We start from the raw sequence: 23,288 nt of genomic DNA on the forward strand, positions 1-23,288 counted from the left end.
ATGTAAACGCGCACCAGTCCTATCGTGAATCCAATGATTTCACAGGGATACGCCCACACCAGAGTTGAGCCCTTCTGCGAACTTGGGCAAAACTGGGGCAATAATGAGGCAGTCCGCCATAACCCGGCGGCACAAATTTGGAATAAGGTCGCGGCATCGTATCGCGCCCATCCGATTTGAAGGGAAACCAGAGTGGTCAAGCGGATCATCGGATCAGCTGTGCGCGCCCTTTTAATGGCGTTGCTCGTCGTAATACCGTCATTGGTATTGCCGGGAACGTCGAGTGACGCGGCGCAAATGGCGGCTCTTGTCGCGCTTGTGGCTGCTGTTGTGACCTTTGCCGAATACGCAAGCGAATATCCAACATTCCTTGAGTTCAGGAACGCGCCGCCCTTTAACCGCCTCAGGTTTCTTGCTCTTTTCTTTTGCGTGTTGTTTGCATCGCTGATCTTGGCATCCGGCCAGCAAGACCCAGCTTTGCCGCCCACCGTACTGCAATCCTTGGCGCGCGATGCTGCGTCGCTTCTTGATTTTCCGTATTCACCCGTGCGGTTGATGTCGATTGCCTACGCCGATGTGCCTGTCTGGTTCGATACGCAAACAGTCATCGACATTGCCAGCCTGCTGCTTTTCGTGACGCTGATCGCTTTGCTTTTGTTCTGGATTCACGCGCGTTTCATCTTCTGGCCAATCCGTAAAACTGCCTTCAATTTCTGGATAAATCTGCCGTTGTTCGACCCTACCTCAGGCCGAGATGTTCTGTTCCGTCTGAAGCGGGACGCGCATTTTAACCTTGCATTAGGGTTTTTGCTGCCATTCCTAATCCCGGCTTTGCTGCGGATGTGGATTGGTGCGTTCGATGCCTCGATGCTGGCACTGCCGGAGATCCTGATCTGGGTGCTGTGCGCGTGGGCCTTTTTGCCACTGACGTTGATGATGCGGGGGATCGCGCTGTTCCGAGTGGCTGCGCTGATAGAAGAAAAACGTCGCCGCGCTTATGCCCAGCAAGACGAGTTGCAAATCGTCTGATTTGGCTTTCGCTCGCATTTGCTGCGACGCCCCAGATGGCGCAGGCTCGGGATATACGGGTAGCACTTTGGCATGCGCCGCTAACTCGCAATGGCCCAGGATTGCTGTTGCGAGATCTGACCGAAGGCGAAGGGTCTGTCATGGCCTTTGCATCGGAAATCGCCGACGCCAATGCGGATATCATCGTTCTTACTCGATTTGATTATGACGCAAATGGCCAGACACTTCGCGCCTTTTCGGCGCTTGTGAATGGCGCGCATACATACGTTCTGCCGTTAAGGTCGAATGCGGGTATTCCCACTGGCATTGACGTGGACGGGGATGGGCGTCTGGCCGAACCAGAGGACGCACAGGCCTATGGGCGTTTTCCCGGTCAGGAAGCCTTGGCCGTCCTGTCGCGGTTTCCGATCCTTGACGATGATGTGCAAATGCATAATGATTTTTTGTGGCGGGATTTGCCCGGAGGGCTTCTGAAGGCGTCCGATCATGGTGGCAGCGGTCAGCGTCTGTCGCCAGGTGGACATTGGACCGTTCCAGTAGAGTTTACTCAACGCGACCAAACACATCGCATAACGTTATTCATCGGGCATGCCGGACCGCCGGTGTTTGACGGTCCAGAAGACCGAAATGGGCGGCGCAAACGCGACGAGCTGCGCCTTTGGGAGAAGATCGTCGAACAAACGGACCGTCCGTTTGTCTTCATGGCCAATACCAATCTCGACCCCGAAAGGGGCGAAGGATACCGGGATGCAATGGCGCAATTCCTGTCAGAGCAGGACATCGTTGATCCACTGTCGGGTCAGGTCACCGCTCATTGGGATTCCCCGGGTCCGATGCGCGTGTCCTACATTCTACCATCCTCAGACTTCTCGGTCGGTGCAGCAAAGGTCTGGCCAGTGCTCGAAGGCCAGCAACATAGCTTGATAACCGTCGACTTGACGCTTCCCGACGCGGCCTTGCCTTGACCATAGAGGCCTGCGGGTCTACGCGAAGCAAACTCCAGTTGATCAAAGGAACCCATGATGAGCAACGCTTCGCTTTTGATACTGCCCGGTGACGGGATTGGCCCCGAGGTGATGGCCGAGGTGCGCAAGATCATTGATTGGTATGGTGCCAAGCGCGACCTGACCTTCGACGTGAGCGAAGACCTTGTTGGTGGTGCGGCTTATGACAAGCATGGCACGCCGCTCCATGATGATACGATGGCAAAGGCACAGGAAGTGGACGCCGTTCTTTTGGGTGCCGTCGGCGGTCCGAAATACGACAGTCTTGATTTTAGTGTGAAACCGGAACGCGGTCTTCTGCGTTTGCGCAAGGAAATGGACCTTTTTGCGAACCTCCGTCCCGCACAGTGTTTTGACGCACTTGCCGACTTTTCGTCGCTCAAGAAGGACGTGGTCGCGGGTCTGGACATCATGATCGTGCGCGAATTGACGTCTGGTATCTATTTCGGAGAACCGCGCGGTATCTTCGAGGAAGGCAACGAACGGGTTGGTATCAACACCCAGCGGTACACCGAATCCGAGATCGACCGCGTTGCCCGCTCTGCATTCGAATTGGCGCGTCGTCGTGGCAACAAGGTCTGTTCGATGGAAAAGGCCAACGTCATGGAGTCGGGCATTCTCTGGCGCGAAGTCGTGCAGAAAGTGCATGATGAGGATTACCCCGATGTCGAGCTGTCTCATATGTATGCCGACGCAGGCGCGATGCAGCTTTGCCGCTGGCCCAAGCAGTTCGATGTGATCGTCACAGACAACCTGTTCGGTGATCTTCTGTCTGATGCGGCCGCTATGTTGACAGGCAGCCTTGGCATGCTGCCCTCGGCGAGCCTTGGATCTCCGATGGCAAATGGCCGTCCGAAAGCGTTGTACGAACCTGTACATGGCTCCGCACCGGACATTGCTGGTCAGGGCAAGGCGAACCCGATTGCCTGTATCCTCAGCTTTGCGATGGCGTTGCGCTATAGCTTCGATCAAGGCGATGAGGCCGCGCGCCTTGAAGCGGCGATCGAGAAGGTGCTCGCCGACGGTGCGCGGACGGCCGATCTCATGGGGCCTGAGGATGGCGCGCCAATGTCGACGTCTGAAATGGGCGATGCCATTGTCGCTGCTCTCGACGCGAGCCTTTAATATCTGGAAAGGGGCCAGCCATGTCTTCGAATGTCAAAGGCGCAGTGCTGGCCCTTATTGCCTTTGGGCTCTATTCGACCCACGACGTGTTCATCAAGATCCTCGGCGCCAGTTATTCGCCGATACAGATCGTGTTTTTCAGTGTTCTGCTGAGCTTTCCCTTGGCGACCATCATGCTCATGCGCGATGCCACCCCCGGAACGCTGGTTCCGGTCCATCCGTGGTGGATGGCGGCACGCACCTTGGCTGCAGTTGTGACCGGCGTCTCCGCGTTCTATGCGTTTTCGGTACTCCCACTGACGCAAACCTATGCAATTCTCTTTGCAACTCCGCTCATTATCACGGTGCTGTCGATTCCCATCCTTGGTGAAACGGTCCGGCTGAGGCGTTGGATGGCAGTGATCGTAGGGCTGATCGGGGTCATGGTCGTCTTGCGACCCGGATCAACCGAGCTGAACCTCGGTCATCTGGCTGCAATTCTTGCGGCCTTCGGGGGTGCGTTTGCCTCTATTGTTGTGCGCAAGATTGGCGCTGAGGAGCGTACCGTCGTTATGCTGCTGTATCCTATGGTTGCCAATTTCGTGCTGATGGGGCTCGCCTTGGCGTTTGTCTACAAGCCGATGCCGATCGAACATATCGGAATGCTTGCGGTCATCTCAATCTTGGCGTGGATCGCTGGACGCATCATCATTTCCGCGTATCGAACTGGTGAAGCGGCGATTGTCGCACCCATGCAGTATTCTCAGATTCTTTGGGCAACCGGTTTCGGACTGCTGTTCTTTGGTGAAACTACCGATATTTACACCGCTGCTGGCGCTACAATCATCATTTCCTCCGGCATCTACATCGTCTTCCGAGAAAGCCGTGGAGGAACGTCAAGAACCACGCCGGTCCTGCGCACGCGCACACGCTTTGCAACGCCTTCGATGCCACGTCTTGGCGACATGATGCGCTCGGGGCGGTTTCGCGATGAGCCGATGAACAGAGGCGGACGCGAATAGTCTGTGCTTGCAAGAAGTTTGAGACGCGCTTTGCTCAAAACAACACTTGTCAAATCCCCACGCGGGCAGTAGTTCCGCGGTCACGGTCGGGCTGTAGCGCAGCCTGGTAGCGCACCTGCTTCGGGAGCAGGGGGTCGGAGGTTCGAATCCTCTCAGCCCGACCAGTATCCAGACATCTCAGGTTCAGATGGTGTCGACAGCCTTTAGTCCGCCCTTGGCGAAGGCAGGCACATACGAACCAAGCTCCAGCGCCTTTGCCGGGTTCGAGGCATTTCCGTCCATCGCGCGGCGTTTGACGCCCTGCAGGATCGACGCCATGCGGAAATAGGTGAAGGCAAGGTAGAACCCGAACCGATCGATGCCTGGCAGGCCCATACGCTGGCAGTAGGCGTCGATAAACGCCTGATCTTCTGGAATGCCCAATGGCCCACGGTCGACGTTGGCAAGCCCGCGCCCCACATCGCCTGGCGGCAGACCCCATTGCATGATGACGGCGGCAAGATCTGCAAAGGGATGACCCAGCGTCGACAACTCCCAGTCAAGCACCGCCACACATTCAGATCGGTCAGGCGCGAAGAGCAGATTGTCGATCCGGTAGTCGCCATGCACCAGCGTGACGCGCCCATCATCCTCGGGAACATTGAGGGCAAGCCAGTCGATCAGCGTGTCCATATCGGGAACAGGATCGGTTTCGGTTGCGCGGTATTGCTTGGTCCACCGGTCGATCTGTCGCATGTAATAATTGCCCTGCGGTCCGTAATCCAGCAGTCCCGCTGCAGAAAGATCAACAGAATGGATCGCGGCCAAAACGCGGTTCATGTCGTCAAAGATCTCCCTTCGATCCTCTGGCGCGACACCTGGCAGGCGCGGGTCGACAAAGGTTCGACCGGGCACGTGGTCCATCACGTAGAACATCGACCCGATCATGGCCTCGTCTTCGCATAGGGCATACATCCGAGCGACAGGTACATCGCTGCCCTCAAGGGCGCATTGGACCCGGTATTCGCGGTCAACCGCATGGGCTGACTTCAAAAGTTGCCCCGGTGGTTTTCGGCGCAACACATATGTGCCCGATGCAGCGGTAAGCTTGAAGGTTGGGTTGGACTGCCCGGTTGCGAATTTCTCGACCGAAATCGGCCCGCGAAAGCCGGGAACATGCGCAGCCATCCAGACCTCGACAGCGGCTGTGTCGAATGAAGCGCTCATCCGTTGGTGTATTTGCGCAATTCGGCCCGCGCCACCTGACGGCGGTGCACGGCGTCAGGGCCGTCAGCGAACCGGAGCGTGCGCAGATGTGTCCACATCCGCCAGAGCGGTGTGTCCTGACTGATCCCCGTGCCGCCATAAAGCTGCATTGCCTCGTCAACGACTTTGAGCGACATGAGCGGAGCAATCACCTTGATCTGGCTGATCCATGGTTGTGCCGCCCGCGTGCCCTGCGTGTCCATCATCCATGCAGCTTTAAGGCACAAAAGGCGCGCCTGTTCGATCTCCATGCGGGCGTTCGCAATGATGTCGTAGTTGGCCCCGAGTTCCACCAAAGGTTTGCCGAACGCCTCGCGGTGCAATCCGCGCAGACACATCAGTTCCAGCGCTTTTTCGGCCAGCCCGATGGAGCGCATGCAGTGGTGAATACGTCCCGGTCCCAAACGCCCTTGCGCCACTTCGAACCCGCGGCCTTCGCCCAGCACGATATTCTGACCGGATATCCGCACATTGGTGAACCTCAGATGCATATGTCCATGCGGCGCGTCATCCTGCCCAAAAACATGCATGGGGCGTAGCACGTCGATGCCGGGTGTATCCGCATCCATCACGAACATGGTATGACGGCTGTGCTTGGCCGCTTCGGGGGCGGTACAGGCCATCAGAATGTAAAGCTGGCAGCGCGGGTCTCCTGCACCAGAGATCCAGTACTTCTCTCCGTTCAGTATCCAATCATCACCGTCACGTTTGGCTTCGAACGCAAGCTGCGCCGCGTCGGAGGATGCGACATCCGGTTCGGTCATCACGTAAGCTGACCGGATTTCGCCATCAAGCAGCCGTGTCAGCCACCGATCCTTCATCCACGGGTCGCCGTAGCGTTCTAGGACTTCCATGTTGCCAGTGTCAGGCGCATTGCAATTGAACACCTCAGCGGCAAGATGCACCTTGCCCATTTCTTCGGCGAGGTAGGCATATTCGACCGTTGTCAGCCCATGCCCTTTGTCGCTGTCGGTCAGCCAGAAATTCCACAGCCCGCGTTCTTTGGCTTTCGCCTTGAGCCCATCGAGGATCTCAAGCTGCCGGTCTGTATGCTGAAACCGATCTCCCGACGGATGTTGGCCCACTTCGTCATGAAATTCGCTATCCAGTGGTGCAATTTCGGTCTCAACCATATTGCGCACCTGCTCTATTAGCGTGCGCACCCGATCGGATACTCCCAAATCCATCGCGTCCTCCCTCCCGTCTGCTTTGTTACCGGATCGTAGGACCGTGCCCGATAATCCGCCAGAGCCGAAACGCATTGAGATTGGTGTTTCTTTGGGCCGAAAATACCTCAGGGGGTTTGGGGGACTGGTCCCCCGAATAGTCGGATTGGCGTAGCCAATCCGAACCAATCAAAAATCCAGGTTTTCGACGCTCAGTGCGTTCTGCTGGATGAATTCCCGGCGCGGTTCGACGACATCCCCCATCAGCTTGGTGAAGAGGTCATCCGCTTCGGTCATGTCATCTACCTTGACCTGCAACAATGTCCGCGCGTCCGGGTCCAATGTGGTTTCCCACAGTTGGTCGGGATTCATTTCCCCCAATCCCTTGTAGCGTTGCAGGGTCAGACCCTTTTCGCCTTCTTCAAGGATCGCATCCAAAAGGTCGAGTGGGCCATGTATCCACTGCTTGCGGTCCTTGCGCACCAGCTGAGCCGGTTTGTCGTAGACGGCTTGCAGGCTTTCCGTAAAGCTGCCGGTCTTGCGCGCCTCACCAGAGCGCAGCATCGGACCATCCAGTGTACGTACCTCTTCAACGCCGCGTAGGATACGGGCCAGACGGAACCCACGGTCCTGGGTGATCCGGCCTTGCCAGCCACGCTCATATTCCAGAGCGATCAAGTCCAACCGCGTCGCGACCTTGTCAGCCACGCCTTGAAGGTCGGCATCAACGGCGCCTGGAACAAATGCGCCCGCAATGGCGGACTGTTCCAGGATATGCCGGGGATAATGTGTTGGGAACGCGTCCAGCACGCGTTTGAGTTGGCGTGCCTCTTCAACCACGCGGACAAGGTCCTGCCCAAGAATCGTTTCGCCATTGCCTTGCAAAAGTTGTGCGCCATCGGTGCCTTGCTGGATCAGGTATTCTTCCATTGCGGCCTGATCCTTGAGATAAACCTCGGACTTGCCGCGCATGACTTTGTAAAGCGGTGGTTGGGCAATGTAGAGATATCCACCATCGATCAGTTCAGGCATCTGGCGGTAGAAGAAGGTCAGCAGCAGCGTCCGGATGTGCGCGCCATCCACATCGGCGTCCGTCATGATGACGATCTTGTGGTAGCGCAGTTTCGAGATGTTGAATTCATCCCGTCCGATCCCGGTTCCCAGCGCCATCACGAGGTTGCCGATTTCCTGGCTGCCCAGCATCCGGTCGAAACGCGCGCGTTCTACGTTCAGGATCTTACCCTTGAGGGGCAGAATGGCCTGTGTGCGACGGTCACGTCCGGTTTGTGCCGATCCCCCGGCGCTATCACCCTCGACAAGAAAAAGTTCGGTTTGCGACGGGTCTTTTTCCGAACAATCCTTGAGCTTGCCAGCAAGGAAGTTCACATCCATAGCCGTTTTGCGTCGCGTCAGTTCGCGGGCTTTCCGGGCGGCCTCGCGCGCCAGTGCCGCTTCGACGATCTTGCCGACAATGCGTTTGGCATCGTTCGGGTTCTCTTCGAACCATTCGGCCAGCTTTTCGTTCACGAGGCTTTCGACGGCAGGACGCACTTCGGACGAGACCAGCTTGTCTTTCGTCTGGCTCGAGAATTTCGGGTCTGGCACTTTGACGGACAACACACAGGTCAGGCCTTCGCGGGCATCGTCACCCGTGAAGTTGACCTTTTCCTTTTTCGCAATTCCGGAAGACTGCGCATAGTTGTTGATCGTACGGGTCAGCGCACCGCGAAAACCTGCCATGTGCGTGCCGCCATCGCGCTGTGGGATGTTGTTGGTGAAGGGCAGGACAGTTTCGTGATAGCTGTCGTTCCACCACATCGCTACTTCGACGCCAATCCCGTCGCGGTCCCCGACCATGAAGATCGGATCGGACATGACAGGCGCTTTGGAGCGATCAAGGTATTTCACGAATTCCCGCACGCCACCTTCGTAGAATAGTTCGGATTTGAGCGGTTCAGCGGGGCGTTCGTCTTCAAGGATGATACGGACGCCCGAATTCAGGAAGGCCAATTCGCGCAGACGTTTTTCAAGCGTGTGAAAATCGTATTCGAGGTTCGAGAAAGTCGTGAGCGAGGCGAGAAAGCGCACTTCGGTGCCTTTGTTGCCATCCGCATCTCCGACCACTTCGAGGTGCTTGACCGTATCGCCACGTTCGAACCGGGCGATATGTTCCTTGCCATTGCGCCAGACGCGCAGTTCCAGCCAGTCCGATAGGGCGTTTACAACAGACACGCCCACGCCGTGCAGGCCGCCGGATACCTTGTAGGAGTTCTGGTCGAATTTGCCGCCTGCGTGCAGCTGGGTCATGATGACTTCGGCCGCCGATACACCTTCGCCTTCGTGAATATCGACGGGAATCCCGCGCCCGTTGTCGCGCACCGATACGCTGTTATCCGCGTGGATTTTTACCTGAACGAAATCGGCGTGACCGGCCAAAGCCTCGTCGATGCCATTGTCCACGACCTCGTACACCATGTGGTGCAGACCCGAACCATCGTCCGTGTCGCCGATATACATGCCCGGACGTTTGCGAACAGCTTCCAAGCCCTTGAGAACCTTGATGGAATCCGCGCCATATTCTTCCGGTGCCTGTGCGGGGTCTGCCATGAATTTACCCTTTGTTTTTCTGCTGATTTTATACGCCAAAGCCGCAGGGTTGTCACGTGACTGACACAAGATTTAGCGGTTTAAGGATTTGCCCGGCGGACAGATTGTCAGGGCGATTGAATCGGCGAAATGGCGGTACCGTATTCTGCCTCTGTCACTTCGAAATACTGCGCCCGTTCTTCCAGCTCGCGAAACAGTTCCGGGCCAGTCCCCGTCATCCACGCCTGAGCACCCAAGGCACAAATCTCGTCATAGAGGGCCGCACGGCGTTCTGCATCCAGATGGGCCGCCACCTCGTCCAGTAAGACTATTGGCGGTGCGCCAAAGTCTTCAACCAGAGCGCGGGCATTGGACAGGACGAGCGAAATGAGAAGAGCTTTTTGTTCGCCGGTGGAACTGTCGGCCGCAGGCACACCCTTTGCAGCGAAAACACTGTACAGGTCGGCGCGATGAGGGCCGACCAGAGTTCGACCTGCCGCAAGATCACGAAATCGGCTTTCCTCAAATGCGGTGCGCAGGTCAGCTTCGGTTTCCGGCATTTCGCCTTCGGTCTGGATCAGGTCAAGTTCCGCAGCAGGGAATTGCGTACTGGCCTGATCCTGCGCGCTAGCGATCCTGTTCAAGGCACGCACACGGTTGGAATGGATGGCGGCACCGGATTGCGCCATTTGCGCCTCAAGTGCCTTATACCACATTGGATCGCGGACCTGATCTTTGAGCAGCCGATTGCGTTCGCGCATTGCCTTTTCGTAGGTCAGTGAGACATCACCATGATCTGGGAAAAAGCTGAGGGTCATGCGATCCAGAAACCGCCGCCTGCCTTCTGCCCCTTCAATCCACAACCTGTCCATTGACGGTAGCAACCATAAGAGCCGCACCAGTTCGCCCAGCCGGGACTGTGGGGCAGGTTTGTCGTTTATCTTGACTTGACGAGGTGCGCCCTGCTCGGACTGAAAGGCAATATCCTGCAGTCCCTCTGGGGTTTGGACAAGTCCACTTACCTTCCAGCCAAGACCTTCAGGACGACGCGTCATGTCTTGTGCGGACGCGCGCCGCATGCCGCGCCCAGGTGAAAACAGCGACACTCCCTCGATCAGGTTCGTCTTGCCAGCACCATTTGGACCAAACAGCACAACGGGCCGTGGATCGGGGGAAAGCGACACATGCAAGTGAGAGCGGAAATGTGACAGCGTGAGGCTGTTGATATGAAGCGGCAACAGCGCCCCCGTTTACAGGCGCGGAGTCGTCACACCCGCATCGGCATGACGACGTAAACTGCGCTGGTATCATTGCCTTCGCGCATCAAGGTCGGATCACCCGAAGAATTGAACATGAATACGGCGTTTTCGCGGTCCACCTGGCTGGCGATTTCCAGCAGGTACTTCGCGTTGAAGCCGATCTCGAGTCGGTCATCGGCATAGGCGACGGCAAGCTCTTCTTCGGCGGCACCGCTGTCAGGCGCGTTAACCGACAGGATCAGGCGATCCTCGTCCAACTGCAGCTTTACCGCGCGCGAGCGTTCGGATGACACGGTTGCAACCCGATCCACAGCCTTGGCGAACTCGGCCGCGTCAACTTCAAGACGGCGGGTGTTGCCCTGCGGGATGACGCGCGTGTAGTCGGGGAACGTCCCATCAATGACTTTGGAAGTCAGCGTGATGTCGGGGGTCGCAAAGCGCACCTTTGTTTCCGACACCGACACAGCGATCTCCATATCGTCATCGTCAAGCAGTTTGCGCATCTCGCCTACGGTCTTGCGGGGCACGATCACTCCGGGCATGTCAGAGGCGCCATTCGGCAACGGCGCGTCGATCCGGGCTAGACGATGGCCATCAGTGGCGACGCAACGCAGAACCTTGCCGTCTTCGCCATCGGCGACGTGCATGTAAACGCCGTTGAGGTAATACCGGGTTTCCTCGGTTGAGATTGCAAACTTCGACTTGTCGAACAGGCGACGCAATACTGGAGCCGGGGCGGAGAAGTTCGCGCTGTATTCGGACGAGGCCATCACCGGGAAATCTTCTTTGGGCAAGGTCGCAAGCGAGAAATTCGATCGGCCCGCTTCGACGGTCAGGCGACCGGATGCGCTGTCCTCGGAAAGCGACACCAGTGCTCCGTCTGGCAACTTACGAACAATTTCGTGCAGCGTCACGGCGGACACGGTTGTCGCGCCTGCGCGTTCAACCTGTGCTACGGCACGGTCAACCACTTCGATATCGAGGTCAGTTGCGCGGAATTGGACCTTGTCGCCTTCTGCTTCGATCAGGACGTTGGCCAAGATTGGAATGGTGTTGCGGCGTTCGACAACGGATTGCGCTTGCGACACCGCCTTGAGCAGCGTTCCGCGTTCCATGCTGAATTTCATGCTTTCATCCCCCGACTGGCCGGACGCAGACAGTAACCCGCTTCAGGGCTTCTCTCCAAGTCCTTGTTTTGCAATTTCTTGGCCGGATTGTGCGCAGGGTCAAGGGCAGGCGTGCAGTAAGACACGCAACTGCCCGTTTTGTTGTCTCTGGGACTCAGGCTTCGAGCGACCGACGCAGCAATTCCACGTCCTCGGCGATTTGTGCGTCCTGTTTCCTGAGTTCTTCGATCCGGCGGACACCATGCATGACTGTGGTGTGATCCCGCCCCCCGAAGTGCCGGCCGATTTCAGGGAGCGACCGTGTGGTCAACTGTTTGCATAGATACATCGCGATCTGACGCGGGCGGGCAAAGGTGCGTACCCGCTTTGGACCAACTAGGTCGGAATGACGAATGAGATAGTGGTCGGCGACCTTGCGCTGGATCTCTTCAATGGAAACCTTGCGTTCCGAAACGCGAAGAATGTCGGTCAGGCATTCTTGCGTCAGATCCATCGAGATGGGTTTGCCGACCAAAGACGCAAAAGCGAACAGCCGCGTCAGGGCGCCCTCAAGGATGCGCACATTGCTGACGATCCGTGCTGCCAGAAACTCGAGTATTCCGCGTTCCACTTCGAGTCCCGGATACATGCGCGAGTACATTTCGGATTTCGACTGTAGAATGCCAAGTCGCAGTTCGTAATCTGTGGGATGTAGATCCACCACAAGCCCGCTTTGCAACCGCGATCGGATGCGGTTTTCAAGATCCTTGATCTCGTCTGGAGCGCGATCGGCAGAGATGATGATCTGTTTGTGCTGGTCCACAAGTGCGTTGAACGTGTGGAAGAACTCTTCCTGTGTGCTGTCCTTGCCGGCAATGAATTGGACGTCGTCGACCATCAAGACATCGACAGACCGGAACAATTCCTTGAAGTCCATCATCTTGCGGTCGCGCAAAGCTTGCACGAAGCGGTACATGAATTGTTCCGCCGACAGGTTCAGAACATTTAGATGCGGATGGCGTGTGCGCAATTCCCAAGCGATGGCGTGCATCAGGTGCGTCTTTCCGAGGCCGACGCCACCATAGAGGAACAAGGGGTTGAAGGTCACCGGTCCGCCCTCTGCCACCCGACGAGCTGCGGCATGCGCCAATTCGTTCGGTTTGCCGACAACAAATGTGTCGAAGGTGAAACGCTTGTCGAGCGGTGAGCCGTTCAGGCTGTCCGGCTTGGCGGATGATTTCGTGTGCGCATGCGGCGCTGCCAGGGGGTCACCCAAGGCAAAAGCAGGTTCTTTTCTCTGGGCTGGCGCGTCTTGCGACACATTGACGGTGTCAAAAACGATCCGTCTCACGGACGGGTTCATACGCGTGATTTTGGACAGCAGCATATCACCGTAGTTCTGTGAGACATAGTTGCCGAGAAAGTTCGTTGGAACATTGAAACGTGCGATACCGCCGTCGGTCCCGACATAGATCAGTGGTTCTATCCAGCTTTGAAAGCTGTTCGCTCCCATAGTTTGATGCAACTCGTCCCGAATCGAACCCCACTGGTCTTGCGTCATTTGTCCCTGTCCCACTGTCTAAGTGTGAAGTCACACACTATCCCCTGTTTGGAAGGCATCTTCATGACTTCCCCGAGTCACATTTGGGAAAAGATGACCGAAGCTGTTCGGACTGAAGCCGGACAGCTAAGAACAGGGTCAGGAACGCCCGGCAAATGGTGTTCGCTGCAGCCCTTGCATCAATATGGACGAGGCGGTTGATCTTATATCAATTATGCCTCCAGGCCAAAATCGAGACATTCTCCGGTCTCGATTCTGAACTGAAGGAGCCTGTCCCCCCAAGCGATGTGACTCGCAGTCCTGATTTATAAGGGTGGATGAAGGTGCTTCAACTGAACTTCGTTATTGACTCTAACAATGTCTGAAAAGAATCTCTGACCGGTGCAGAACTGCGCAAGCACAACAAAAAACGCCGCCCCGAACGGAGCGGCGTCCTGATTTTACAAATCTGTTTTGACAGCCGGCGATTCTCAGCCGAGGGCTTTGACGCGGGATGCCAGACGAGACACTTTGCGGGATGCAGTGTTCTTGTGGAACACGCCCTTTGTCACGCCGCGCATGATTTCGGGCTGAGCAGCGCGCAATGCAGCAGCTGCCGCGTCCTTGTCGCCGGATGCGATTGCCTCTTCGACCTTGCGAAGGAAAGTACGAATGCGCGAACGACGCGCCTTGTTGATGGCGAAGCGCTTGTCGTTCTGTTTTGCGCGCTTCTTGGCCTGGGGCGAATTTGCCATGTGATCTATCCTGGTTCGTTTCGTTCAAATCGGGTTGCATATGAAAGCACGCCCGGAACCATCGACCGGATCGAATCTTGCCTGAGCGGGCATCACACGCATGTATCGCGGCGCTATACCGTTAGAACGCCGCGATGAAAAGACTTGATTTCCGATCTACCGATCTCGGAACTGTGCTGTTCGTTTTTCAAGGAAAGCAGCCATGCCTTCTTTCTGGTCCTCGGTCGCGAACAAGGAATGAAAGAGGCGCCGTTCTAGTAAGAGCCCCTCGCTCAGTGTGGTTTCATACGCACGATTGACAGCTTCTTTCACGGCAAAGGTCGCAAGCATCGACTTTTCCGCGATCTTGGCGGCTGCTGATTGAGCTTCTTCCATCAGGGATTTCGCAGGCACGACGCGGCTGACAAGGCCAGACCGTTCGGCTTCCTCGGCATCCATGAAGCGACCCGTCAAATGCATGTCCATAGATTTGGACTTGCCAACAAATCGCGTCAGTCGTTGCGTTCCGCCGATTCCAGCGACGACCCCCAGATTGATTTCGGGTTGGCCGAACTTGGCCGTGTCCGAGGCAATGATGAAATCGCACATCATCGCCAATTCGCAGCCTCCACCCAACGCGTAGCCGGATACGGCTGCGATGACGGGTTTGCGCACGCGGCAGACGGCCAGGGATTCTGATCCGAAAAAGTCCGACAAGAACATGTCGACAAAGCTTTTTTCGGACATTTCCTTGATGTCTGCACCAGCAGCAAAAGCCTTGGGCGACCCGGTCAGGATGATGCAACGGACTTTTTCGTTGCCATCAGCGTCTTCAAGCGCGCTTGCGAGTTCGCTGAGCAATTGGCTGTTCAACGCATTCAAAGCATCCGGCCGATTCAGTTTGATGGTGGCGACGTGATCTTCGATTTCGACGATAATCGTCTCATAAGCCATGAGTGAGGGCTCCGTTCGGTAATCTCAGGCGTGCAGCCTTACGCATCTCATCCACAGCGTTCAAGTTATCTTTGACAGGTCGGGCAATAGAAGGTCGACCGTCCGGATTGCACAATCCTGCGAATGGTTGATGTACAGCCCGTGCTGCGGCAGGGGGCACCTTCTCGTCCGTACACATCGAAGCTGTGTTGGAAGTATCCAAGCTCTCCATCGGCTTGGCGAAAGTCGCGCAACGAAGAACCACCCGCTTTGATGGCATCAGAGAGCACCTCTCGGATAATCGGAACAAGGCTTGCGATGCGGTCTTTCGAAACACGTCGGGCGGGGCGCGTGGGATGAATTTTTGATCGGTAAAGCGCTTCGCAGACGTAGATATTGCCAAGACCAGCCACCACTTTTTGGTCAAGAAGCGCCGATTTCATCGGAGTGCTCCGTCGTGAAAGCGCCTCGACAAGATAGTCTTCGTCGAAAGCATTGCCCAAGGGTTCAGGTCCGATTGATATCAAAAGCGGGTGTGATTCGCCTTTAGCGGTGGTGAAGAGGTCCATCGCGCCGAAGCGGCGTGGGTCGTTGAATGTGATGCGTGCGCCGTTTTCCATGTCGAACACAACATGGTCATGCTTCTCTGGTGCAGGGTGTGAATGAACAAACTGACCAAGTGGATCACCTGACACCAACATTCGCCCAGACATGCCCAGATGAATGAGCGCGGTCTCTCCGCTGTCCAGGTCGGCAAGAATGTACTTCGACCGCCGCCGCAATTGAAGCACCCGCTTTCCGGTCAGTCGATCTGCCATGTTTGGAGGAAACGGCCATCGCAGATCGGGGCGGTTGACCTGCGCGCGTGCGATCACGAATCCCTCCATCGCTGGGGCCAGCCCGCGTCGTACCGTCTCAACCTCTGGCAATTCGGGCATTCCGGGTGTCCTGTCTTGTGTCGTCGCATTGTAACGCCGGTTGGGCGCTCTATAAGAAAGTCTGGCACTGGAAACGACAAGGCTTATGGCGGACGAAAATCAAACCACCACGCATTTCGGCTTTCAGGACGTTCCTGAGAACGAAAAGGCAGGTCGCGTTCAGGGCGTCTTCAGCTCTGTCGCGTCGAAATACGATGTCATGAATGACGCTATGTCGTTTGGGATCCACCGCATCTGGAAAGATGCGATGATGGATTGGCTTGCCCCGCGACCCGGCCAAAAGTTGCTGGATGTGGCTGGAGGCACCGGGGACATCTCCTTCCGGTTTCTGAAGCGCGCTGGGCGCGGGCATGCGACGGTTCTTGACCTGACCGAACCGATGTTGGTCGAAGGCCGCAAGCGCGCCGAAGCGAACGCGATGAGCGAGAGCCTTGACTGGGTTGTCGGTGATGCGATGCATCTGCCCTTCGACGACAATAGCTTCGATGTCTACACAATTTCATTCGGCATCCGGAACGTGACCCGGCCGCAGGAAGCGCTGAACGAGGCGTTTCGTGTGCTGCGCCCCGGTGGGCGGTTGATGGTGCTGGAGTTCAGCCAGATCCCGAACGAGTTGATGCAGAAGGTCTATGATCTCTATTCTTTCAACATCATCCCGCGATTGGGGCAGGTGATCGCCAATGACCGTGACAGCTACCAGTACCTTGTCGAATCGATCCGCAAATTCCCGGATCAGGACACTTTCCTTGGCATGGTGCGGCAGGCCGGGTTCGAAAACGCCAAGTACCGCAATCTGAGCATGGGCATCGCGTGCCTACATTCGGGTTGGAAAATCTGACGTGAGAGGCCCACACAACATTCTGCGCCTGATCCGTACGGGCGCGACGCTGGAACGTACGGGCGCAATGGGCGTCGTGCTTGATGCGTTTGACGCGCCCAAGCCGCTCAGACTGGCTGCTCGTCTCCTGGGGTGGCCGTTCAAATGGTTGGGTTATTATGGTGATCCCAACATGCCGCCTGCGCCGCGTGCCCTGACGGCCTTGGGTCCGGCATACATCAAATTTGGACAAGTTCTCAGCACGCGCCCGGATGTTGTGGGTGATGAAATGGCGACGCAATTGCGCGTGTTGCAGGACAAGCTGCCGCCGTTCTCGGTTTCCGAAGCCAAGCGCATGGTCGAATCCGAATTGGGAATCGCTGTCGATTCCCTCTTCGCTGAATTCAGTGAACCGGTTGCTGCTGCATCGATTGCCCAAGTCCATAAAGCCAAATTGGCGCAAGGCGGCGAAATCGTTGCAGTCAAGGTTCTCCGCCCGAATGTGGAGCGGGATTTCCGAAAAGACATTGATGCCTTCTATCTGGCGGCCAGCATGATCGAGCTGTTGTCGCCCTCTTCTCGCAGGCTGCGCCCGATGGACGTTATCACCCATTTCGAAGGTGTCGTGATGGGTGAGCTTGACCTAAGGCTCGAATCTGCTGCCGCCTCTGAATTTGCGGCCAACACGTCAAATGATCCTGGCTTTCAATTGCCCGAGGTAAAATGGGAGTTATCCGGTCGACGCGTGATGACCCTCGGTTGGGCCGAGGGCGTTCCCTTGGGCGACAACGACGCGCTTGATGCGGCGGGTCATGACCGTGTCGCGCTGAGCGAGCGGGTCTTGCAGCTATTCCTGCAGCATGCCCTACGTGATGGGTTCTTTCACGCCGACATGCATCAAGGTAACCTTAAAGTGGCTCCGAACGGGGACATCATCGCACTTGATTTTGGAATCATGGGGCATATCGACGAATACACCCGTCGGGTTTACGCCGAGATTCTCTATGGTTTTATCCGACGAGACTATAAACGCGTGGCAGAGGTGCATTTCGAAGCAGGGTATGTGCCGAATAATCGTGATGTAGACGAGTTTGCGCGGGCCTTGCGTGCTGTCGGCGAACCCATCTTCGGCATGGATGCGACCCGAATTTCCATGGGTCGTCTGCTCAGCTACCTGTTTGAGGTGACGGAACGTTTTGGCATGGAAACCCGGACCGAGTTGATACTTCTTCAGCGCACTATGGTGGTCGTTGAAGGTGTTGCCCGGTCACTGGATCCTAAGATGAACATCTGGAACGTCGCCAAACCTATTGTCGAGGACTACATCAAAAAAAGTATTGGTCCGCTCGCTTTTGGCAAAGATCTTGGAAAAACGGCGTTGGTGTTGGCGCGTTTTGGTCCGCGTTTGCCCGGTTTGATGGAGCAATTGCTGGTTGCTCAAGCTCAAGGAACGCCTGAACCAAGGTCGAATACGCTCAAGATCGCTGTTGTTTGGGCGACGCTCGGGGCTGTTGCCGGTGGCAGCATTGTCGCCGCGATCGAGGCTTTTCTCTGAAGCATTCCATCTCGTCGTAACCGAATCCTAACCTTCTGCTTTCCACTCTGTGCTCAACCGCAGAATGCGAGGGTCACGAGGTGAATGGGATTCGGTCAGGTTTTTCTGTCTTTGGGACTGTGATCCTGGCTGCCAGCGCTTCAGCGGCGTGGGCGAGCGTATGTGACTCAGCTGCGCGCAAGGCATCTGCGGAAACCGGTGTGCCGCTTGACGTAATGCAAACTATCACTCGGCTTGAAACGGGCCGGGGAAAGACGGCAGATCCCTGGCCTTGGACGATCAATCACGCTGGCTATGGGTCATGGTTTCAGACCGAAGACGAGGCCCGATCTTTTGTTTTCTCGCGTATAAAACGGGGTGAGTCGAACATCGACATTGGCTGTTTTCAAAGGCGTTGTTGCATTACCCCGGCCTGAGGCGTGACGTCCCCTTACCCCGCTGACGTTATGCCACGCGGACGATCTCGGCGGTGCCGAGGGCGTTGAAGCGGTTCATGAGGGCGATGCGGATGTGGATTTCGGCGGTCTGTCGGTCGGGGTCTCTTGCCATGATACGCTCGCCGAAGGATTTCAGGCAGCGCATCTTCGCCTCGATCCGGTTGCGGGCGTGGTATCCGGTCCAGCGTTTCCAGAACGCCCGCCCGTAGTATCGCGTCGCGCGCAGGGTGTCGTTGCGGGCGCGTGCAGCCGGGCAGTCTTCTTTCCAGAGACGTCCGTTCTTTCGGATCGGGATGATCGGAACGGCGTCGCGTTCGATGATGGCCTTGTGGCAGCGGCGTGTGTCGTAGGCGCCGTCGGCGGTGACCGTGCCTATCTGCTCACCTGCCGGGATCTGGCCGAGCAGGTCGGGCAGCACGGGGCTGTCGCCGTCGCGGCTGGGGGTGAACTCGACTGCCCGGATGTCCGAGGTGGTGGTGTCCATGGCCAGATGGACTTTGCGCCATTGGCGTCGGCCTTGCACCCCGTGCTTGCGGGCCTGCCATTCGCCATCGCCGAGGAACTTGATCCCGGTGCTGTCGACCAGCAGGTTCAGCGGGCCGTCCGCACGGCGATACGGGACCTGGACGGCCAAGGTCTTTTGCCTGCGGCACAGCGTGGAAAAGTCCGGCACGGGCCAGTCCAGGCCGGCCAGTCGCAGCAGGCTGGCCACCATTCCGGCGGTCTGGCGCAACGGCAACTTGAACAGGACTTTGATCGATAAGCAGAACTGTATGGCCGCATCGGAAAACACCGCCGGACGTCCGGGTCGACTGTCACGCGGCGCGCGCCAGGTCATGTCCTTGTCGACCCAGATGAGCAGAGACCCCCGCTTCCTGAGTGACGCGTTGTAGCTGGACCAGTTCGTCGTGCGATAGCGGGCGGGAGATGGCTTGCTCATGCACCGCGTCTAACGCCATGGATTCGCGAAGTGAATCCTTCGTCGTCAGACTTTTGCAACAATGCCCTCTTGGCCAGTGGAACAGTTGTTGGCGAAGCTGACGTCGCCAAGCTTAGATAGCGGTTGAACGCCTTTCGGTTTTCGAGGCGCCTTTGTACCAGGAGCAAGCAAACACAGCCGTTATGCTTGCAGTGGTTTGACAACAAGCTCGCCTTCCTCTTGGGCTTTCATGGCAAGAGCGGCAGCATGTGCTCCAGCTGCAGTAGTGAAATAGGGGATTTTGTCGTAGAGAGCGACCGAGCGGATTTCTCGGCTGTCCTCTACAGAAGCGGTGCCCTCGGTCGTATTCATTACAAGGTCAATCCCGCCATCTTTCATAAGATCGACAATGTTGGGACGTCCTTCATAGACCTTCTTCGTTGTCTCGCAGGAAATGCCGTGCTCGGACAGGAACTTGGCGGTTCCTGAGGTAGCAACGATTTTGAAGCCAAGATCATCCAGAAGTCGGGCGGTCTCGACCAGTTGGTCAGTCTTGTCCTCGTTCTTGATCGAGAAAAATACGCTGCCAGACCGTGGAAGGAAGTTTCCTGCGCCTAACTGCGCTTTCAGGAAGGCCCGGGGGAACGACCGGTCCCACCCCATAACTTCGCCGGTAGATCGCATTTCTGGCCCAAGGATCGTGTCGACACCTGGGAATCGTGCGAAGGGCAGGACGGCTTCTTTGACCGAGAACCAAGGCATCATCGGATTGGCGAGGGTCATCGGATCTGCAAGCGGCAATACAGTGTCATAGTCAGCGTTTTCGGGATAAGGTTCCCTCATCTGAAAGTTGGTGAGCGGTTCGCCCGCCATTACGCGTGCTGCAATGGAGGCAATCGCTGAATCGGTCGCTTTGGCGACAAATGGCACGGTACGCGAGGCGCGGGGGTTCACCTCGATCAGGTACACGTCCCCATCCTTGATCGCGAACTGCACATTCATCAGTCCCACCACGTTCAATGCCAAAGCAAGCGCTTCGGTCTGGCGCTTAATTTCTGCCAGAATATCGTCCGAGAGTGAGTAGGGAGGCAGGGAGCACGCACTGTCGCCCGAATGAACACCTGCTTCTTCGATATGCTGCATGATGCCGGCAACATGCACCTGCGTGCCATCGCACAATGCGTCAACGTCCAGTTCAACGGCGCCAGACAGGTAGTTGTCCAAAAGAACAGGGCTGTCGCCTGACACGACCACTGCTTCATTGATGTAGCGTTCAAGGTGACCCATGTCGCGAACGATTTCCATCGCACGTCCGCCAAGAACGTAAGAGGGGCGGATGACCAGAGGGAACCCGATATCCTCTGCGATTGCCAAGGCTTGCGCCCCGGTCGAAGCGATTCCGTTATGCGGCTGCTTCAAGCCAAGATCGTTGACAAGGGTTTGAAACCGTTCGCGATCTTCGGCCAAGTCAATGGCATCCGGTGTCGTTCCGAGGATCGGAATACCTTCTGCCTCGAGAGCGCGGGCCAGTTTGAGAGGCGTCTGACCGCCGAATTGCACGATCACACCGTGAAGCGTTCCGTTCTCCTGTTCGACACGCAGAATTTCGAGCACATGCTCGAAGGTCAGCGGTTCAAAATACAGCCGATCCGATGTGTCGTAGTCGGTGGATACGGTTTCCGGGTTGCAGTTGACCATGATCGTTTCATAGCCAGCGTCCGTCAGCGCGAAACAGGCATGGCAACAGCAGTAGTCGAATTCGATCCCTTGGCCGATCCGGTTGGGACCGCCACCAAGGATGACGACCTTTTTACGATCGCTGGGACGCGCTTCGCATTCCACCTCGCCCATCATCGGGGCCTCGTAGGTGGAGTACATGTACGGTGTTTGTGCCTCGAACTCCGCAGCACAGGTGTCGATACGCTTGAAGCTTGCCTTAACATTCAACTTGAGGCGCAGAGCGCGCACCTCTTTTTCCGTGTTCCCGGTCAGATTGGCCAAACGCGCATCGGTGAAGCCAAGCATTTTGAGCGCGCGCATCCCTGCCGCGTCTTCAGGCAGACCACCGCCGCGGATGTCTTCTTCGGCTTCGACGATTTCCCGAATTCGGGCCAGAAACCATGGATCAAACATGGTCGTTGCATGAATGTCTTCATCACTCAAGCCGTGGCGCATTGCCTGTGCGATGGTGCGCATACGGTCTGGTGTCTGTTGGCTGATCGCCTTAATCACGGCAGATTTTTCTGGTGCACCTTCGATAAGCACCTCATCGAACCCGGTCAGACCGGATTCCATGGAAGCCAGTGCTTTTTGAAGCGACTCGTGAATTGTTCTGCCAATGGCCATCGCTTCCCCGACCGACTTCATTGCCGTTGTCAGGTGGGGTTCCGAGCCCGGGAATTTCTCGAACGCAAATTTCGGGATTTTCGTGACCACGTAGTCAATCGTTGGCTCAAAGGATGCCGGCGTCACCTTGGTGATGTCATTATCCAGTTCATCAAGTGTGTAGCCGACAGCCAACTTGGCCGCGATCTTGGCGATCGGGAAACCTGTCGCCTTGGAGGCAAGCGCTGAAGACCGACTGACGCGCGGGTTCATTTCGATCACCACCATACGACCGTCCTGAGGATTGATCGCCCACTGAACGTTCGAACCTCCGGTTTCGACCCCAATTTCCCTAAGAACGGCAATAGAGCCGTTCCGCATGATCTGGTATTCTTTGTCAGTCAGGGTCAAGGCTGGCGCGACGGTAATAGAATCGCCTGTATGCACGCCCATCGGGTCGACGTTTTCAATGGCGCAGACGATGATAGCGTTGTCCGCGCGATCACGTACGACCTCCATCTCAAATTCTTTCCACCCTAGAAGCGACTCATCGACGAGGATTTGGTTGACCGGAGATGCGTCCATGCCGGACCGGCAGTAGTGGACGAAGTCTTCGCGGTTATAGGCCACACCACCGCCCGTACCGCCCAAGGTAAAGGCGGGGCGAATAATCGCCGGAAGGCCAATATCCTCAAGTTCGGCAAGGGCAAGTGCCACGCCGGCATCAAGGTCGGCATTGCCATTTGGTTTCTTAGGCGCGGTGATGATTGTCGCCTTCGGATTTTCAAGGCCGATGCGATCCATCGCTTCACGAAAAAGCTTCCTGTCCTCAGCCATTTCAATCGCTTCGCGCTTGGCGCCGATCATTTCGACGCCGAACTTTTCGAGAACTCCCATCTCTTCAAGCGCGAGGGACGTGTTCAGACCCGTCTGCCCCCCCATGGTCGGAAGCAGCGCGTCCGGCCGTTCCTTTTCTATGATCTTGGCCACGATTTCCGGCGTGATAGGCTCGATATAGGTGGCATCAGCAAGCCCAGGATCGGTCATGATCGTAGCCGGGTTCGAGTTCACGAGAATGACCCGATAGCCTTCTTCCCTAAGGGCCTTGCAGGCCTGCGCACCAGAATAATCGAATTCACATGCCTGACCGATTACAATGGGCCCGGCTCCGATGATCATGATTGATTTGATATCGGTACGTTTGGGCATTGTGTCACCTCGTTTCGCGCGGATCGGTGCCGGGTGAAGTCCCGGCGGGCAAATTCCAGCGGGTTATAGACATGCGCGAGTGACGTTCAAGCCTCTTACGCTCCTGTTTCGAAGCTGTGGATGTAATTCGTTGAGCGCTTTTTGATTGCGCTGTTGCGTTTCACATCGTTTGTTTTGAATGTTAAGCTGGGCGTTGGTGGTAAGTTGTGTCAACTTGCTTGGACAGTTTTGGTGTCTGAATGCAATTGCGGCATGGAAAAGAGCTGATTATTCGATCTTTCGATAAAGTTTTGGGGCACCAGAGAGCAATTCTTTCGCGGGAGGCGCGCACCAGAACTGCTTCAAAGAAAATGTCAGGAC

Annotated in this window: 17 protein-coding genes and 1 tRNA gene; 7 read left to right on the forward strand and 11 right to left on the reverse strand. The window is 56.6% G+C overall.

All coding sequences use genetic code 11. The features are described 5' to 3' along the window. Positions 1 to 297 precede the first annotated feature (297 nt). The 5 genes from ACK3EW_RS19415 (at position 298) to ACK3EW_RS19435 (ending at position 4,323) form a co-directional block, all read left to right on the forward strand. On the forward strand, positions 298 to 1,029 hold the full coding sequence (locus tag ACK3EW_RS19415) for a hypothetical protein (protein WP_493807461.1): 732 nt from the start codon (positions 298 to 300) through the stop codon (positions 1,027 to 1,029). Positions 1,030 to 1,136: 107 nt separating this feature from the next. Next, complete coding sequence (locus ACK3EW_RS19420; protein ID WP_493807462.1) at positions 1,137 to 1,994, forward strand: endonuclease/exonuclease/phosphatase family protein; 858 nt, start codon at positions 1,137 to 1,139, stop codon at positions 1,992 to 1,994. 57 nt (positions 1,995 to 2,051) lie between these two features. After that, a complete protein-coding gene (gene leuB / locus ACK3EW_RS19425) occupies positions 2,052 to 3,158 on the forward strand; it encodes a 3-isopropylmalate dehydrogenase (protein WP_085627430.1) in 1,107 nt (368 codons plus the stop codon). A gap of 20 nt (positions 3,159 to 3,178) precedes the next feature. Continuing rightward, positions 3,179 to 4,159: a DMT family transporter gene (locus tag ACK3EW_RS19430; RefSeq protein WP_493807463.1), complete on the forward strand. Its 981-nt coding sequence runs from the start codon at positions 3,179 to 3,181 to the stop codon at positions 4,157 to 4,159. A gap of 87 nt (positions 4,160 to 4,246) precedes the next feature. Further along, positions 4,247 to 4,323 (forward strand) — tRNA-Pro (locus tag ACK3EW_RS19435). Between the two features lie 19 nt (positions 4,324 to 4,342). Here ACK3EW_RS19435 and ACK3EW_RS19440 read toward each other — a convergent pair. The 9 genes from ACK3EW_RS19440 to mutM form a co-directional block, all read right to left on the reverse strand. Further along, positions 4,343 to 5,365 carry a phosphotransferase gene (locus ACK3EW_RS19440; RefSeq protein WP_493807464.1) on the reverse strand — a complete coding sequence of 341 codons (1,023 nt, stop codon included), beginning with the start codon at positions 5,363 to 5,365 and terminating at the stop codon, positions 4,343 to 4,345. Then, positions 5,362 to 6,591, reverse strand: a complete 1,230-nt coding sequence (locus ACK3EW_RS19445) for an acyl-CoA dehydrogenase family protein (protein WP_493807465.1) — start codon at positions 6,589 to 6,591, stop codon at positions 5,362 to 5,364. Before ACK3EW_RS19445 ends, ACK3EW_RS19440 begins: the two co-directional genes overlap by 4 nt. A gap of 168 nt (positions 6,592 to 6,759) precedes the next feature. Further along, a complete protein-coding gene (gene gyrB / locus ACK3EW_RS19450; protein WP_493807466.1) occupies positions 6,760 to 9,177 on the reverse strand; it encodes a DNA topoisomerase (ATP-hydrolyzing) subunit B in 2,418 nt (805 codons plus the stop codon). Positions 9,178 to 9,284: 107 nt separating this feature from the next. After that, the gene (recF, locus tag ACK3EW_RS19455; protein WP_493807467.1) at positions 9,285 to 10,394 is read right to left on the reverse strand and encodes a DNA replication/repair protein RecF; all 1,110 of its coding nucleotides are present in this window, start codon (positions 10,392 to 10,394) and stop codon (positions 9,285 to 9,287) included. Positions 10,395 to 10,423: 29 nt separating this feature from the next. Next, positions 10,424 to 11,542, reverse strand: a complete 1,119-nt coding sequence (gene dnaN / locus ACK3EW_RS19460) for a DNA polymerase III subunit beta (protein WP_439120940.1) — start codon at positions 11,540 to 11,542, stop codon at positions 10,424 to 10,426. A 154-nt stretch (positions 11,543 to 11,696) separates the two neighbouring features. Next, positions 11,697 to 13,082, reverse strand: a complete 1,386-nt coding sequence (dnaA, locus tag ACK3EW_RS19465) for a chromosomal replication initiator protein DnaA (protein ID WP_493807468.1) — start codon at positions 13,080 to 13,082, stop codon at positions 11,697 to 11,699. 470 nt (positions 13,083 to 13,552) lie between these two features. After that, entirely contained in the window at positions 13,553 to 13,816 is a 264-nt protein-coding gene (gene rpsT / locus ACK3EW_RS19470) for a 30S ribosomal protein S20 (protein ID WP_085627422.1), read from the reverse strand. 156 nt (positions 13,817 to 13,972) lie between these two features. Then, on the reverse strand, positions 13,973 to 14,749 hold the full coding sequence (locus ACK3EW_RS19475) for an enoyl-CoA hydratase (RefSeq protein ID WP_085627421.1): 777 nt from the start codon (positions 14,747 to 14,749) through the stop codon (positions 13,973 to 13,975). A gap of 65 nt (positions 14,750 to 14,814) precedes the next feature. Further along, entirely contained in the window at positions 14,815 to 15,666 is an 852-nt protein-coding gene (mutM, locus tag ACK3EW_RS19480) for a bifunctional DNA-formamidopyrimidine glycosylase/DNA-(apurinic or apyrimidinic site) lyase (protein ID WP_493807469.1), read from the reverse strand. Between the two features lie 85 nt (positions 15,667 to 15,751). On the opposite strand from mutM, the gene ubiE reads away from it, so the two are divergent. After that, entirely contained in the window at positions 15,752 to 16,504 is a 753-nt protein-coding gene (gene ubiE / locus ACK3EW_RS19485; protein WP_493807470.1) for a bifunctional demethylmenaquinone methyltransferase/2-methoxy-6-polyprenyl-1,4-benzoquinol methylase UbiE, read from the forward strand. 1 nt (position 16,505) lies between these two features. Next, positions 16,506 to 18,038, forward strand: coding sequence for a 2-polyprenylphenol 6-hydroxylase (gene ubiB, locus ACK3EW_RS19490; protein ID WP_493807471.1), 1,533 nt, complete (start codon positions 16,506 to 16,508; stop codon positions 18,036 to 18,038). 444 nt (positions 18,039 to 18,482) lie between these two features. On the opposite strand, the gene ACK3EW_RS19495 is transcribed toward ubiB, so the two are convergent. Together ACK3EW_RS19495 and carB are read right to left on the reverse strand one after the other, a co-directional pair. Then, positions 18,483 to 19,415 (reverse strand): IS5 family transposase, encoded by a 933-nt coding sequence (locus tag ACK3EW_RS19495; RefSeq protein WP_493806415.1) that lies wholly within the window; start codon positions 19,413 to 19,415, stop codon positions 18,483 to 18,485. Positions 19,416 to 19,595: 180 nt separating this feature from the next. After that, positions 19,596 to 22,928: a carbamoyl-phosphate synthase large subunit gene (carB, locus tag ACK3EW_RS19500; RefSeq protein ID WP_439121190.1), complete on the reverse strand. Its 3,333-nt coding sequence runs from the start codon at positions 22,926 to 22,928 to the stop codon at positions 19,596 to 19,598. Between the last annotated feature and the right edge of the window lie 360 nt (positions 22,929 to 23,288).

Source organism: Marivita sp. NO-S04 (assembly GCF_059070475.1).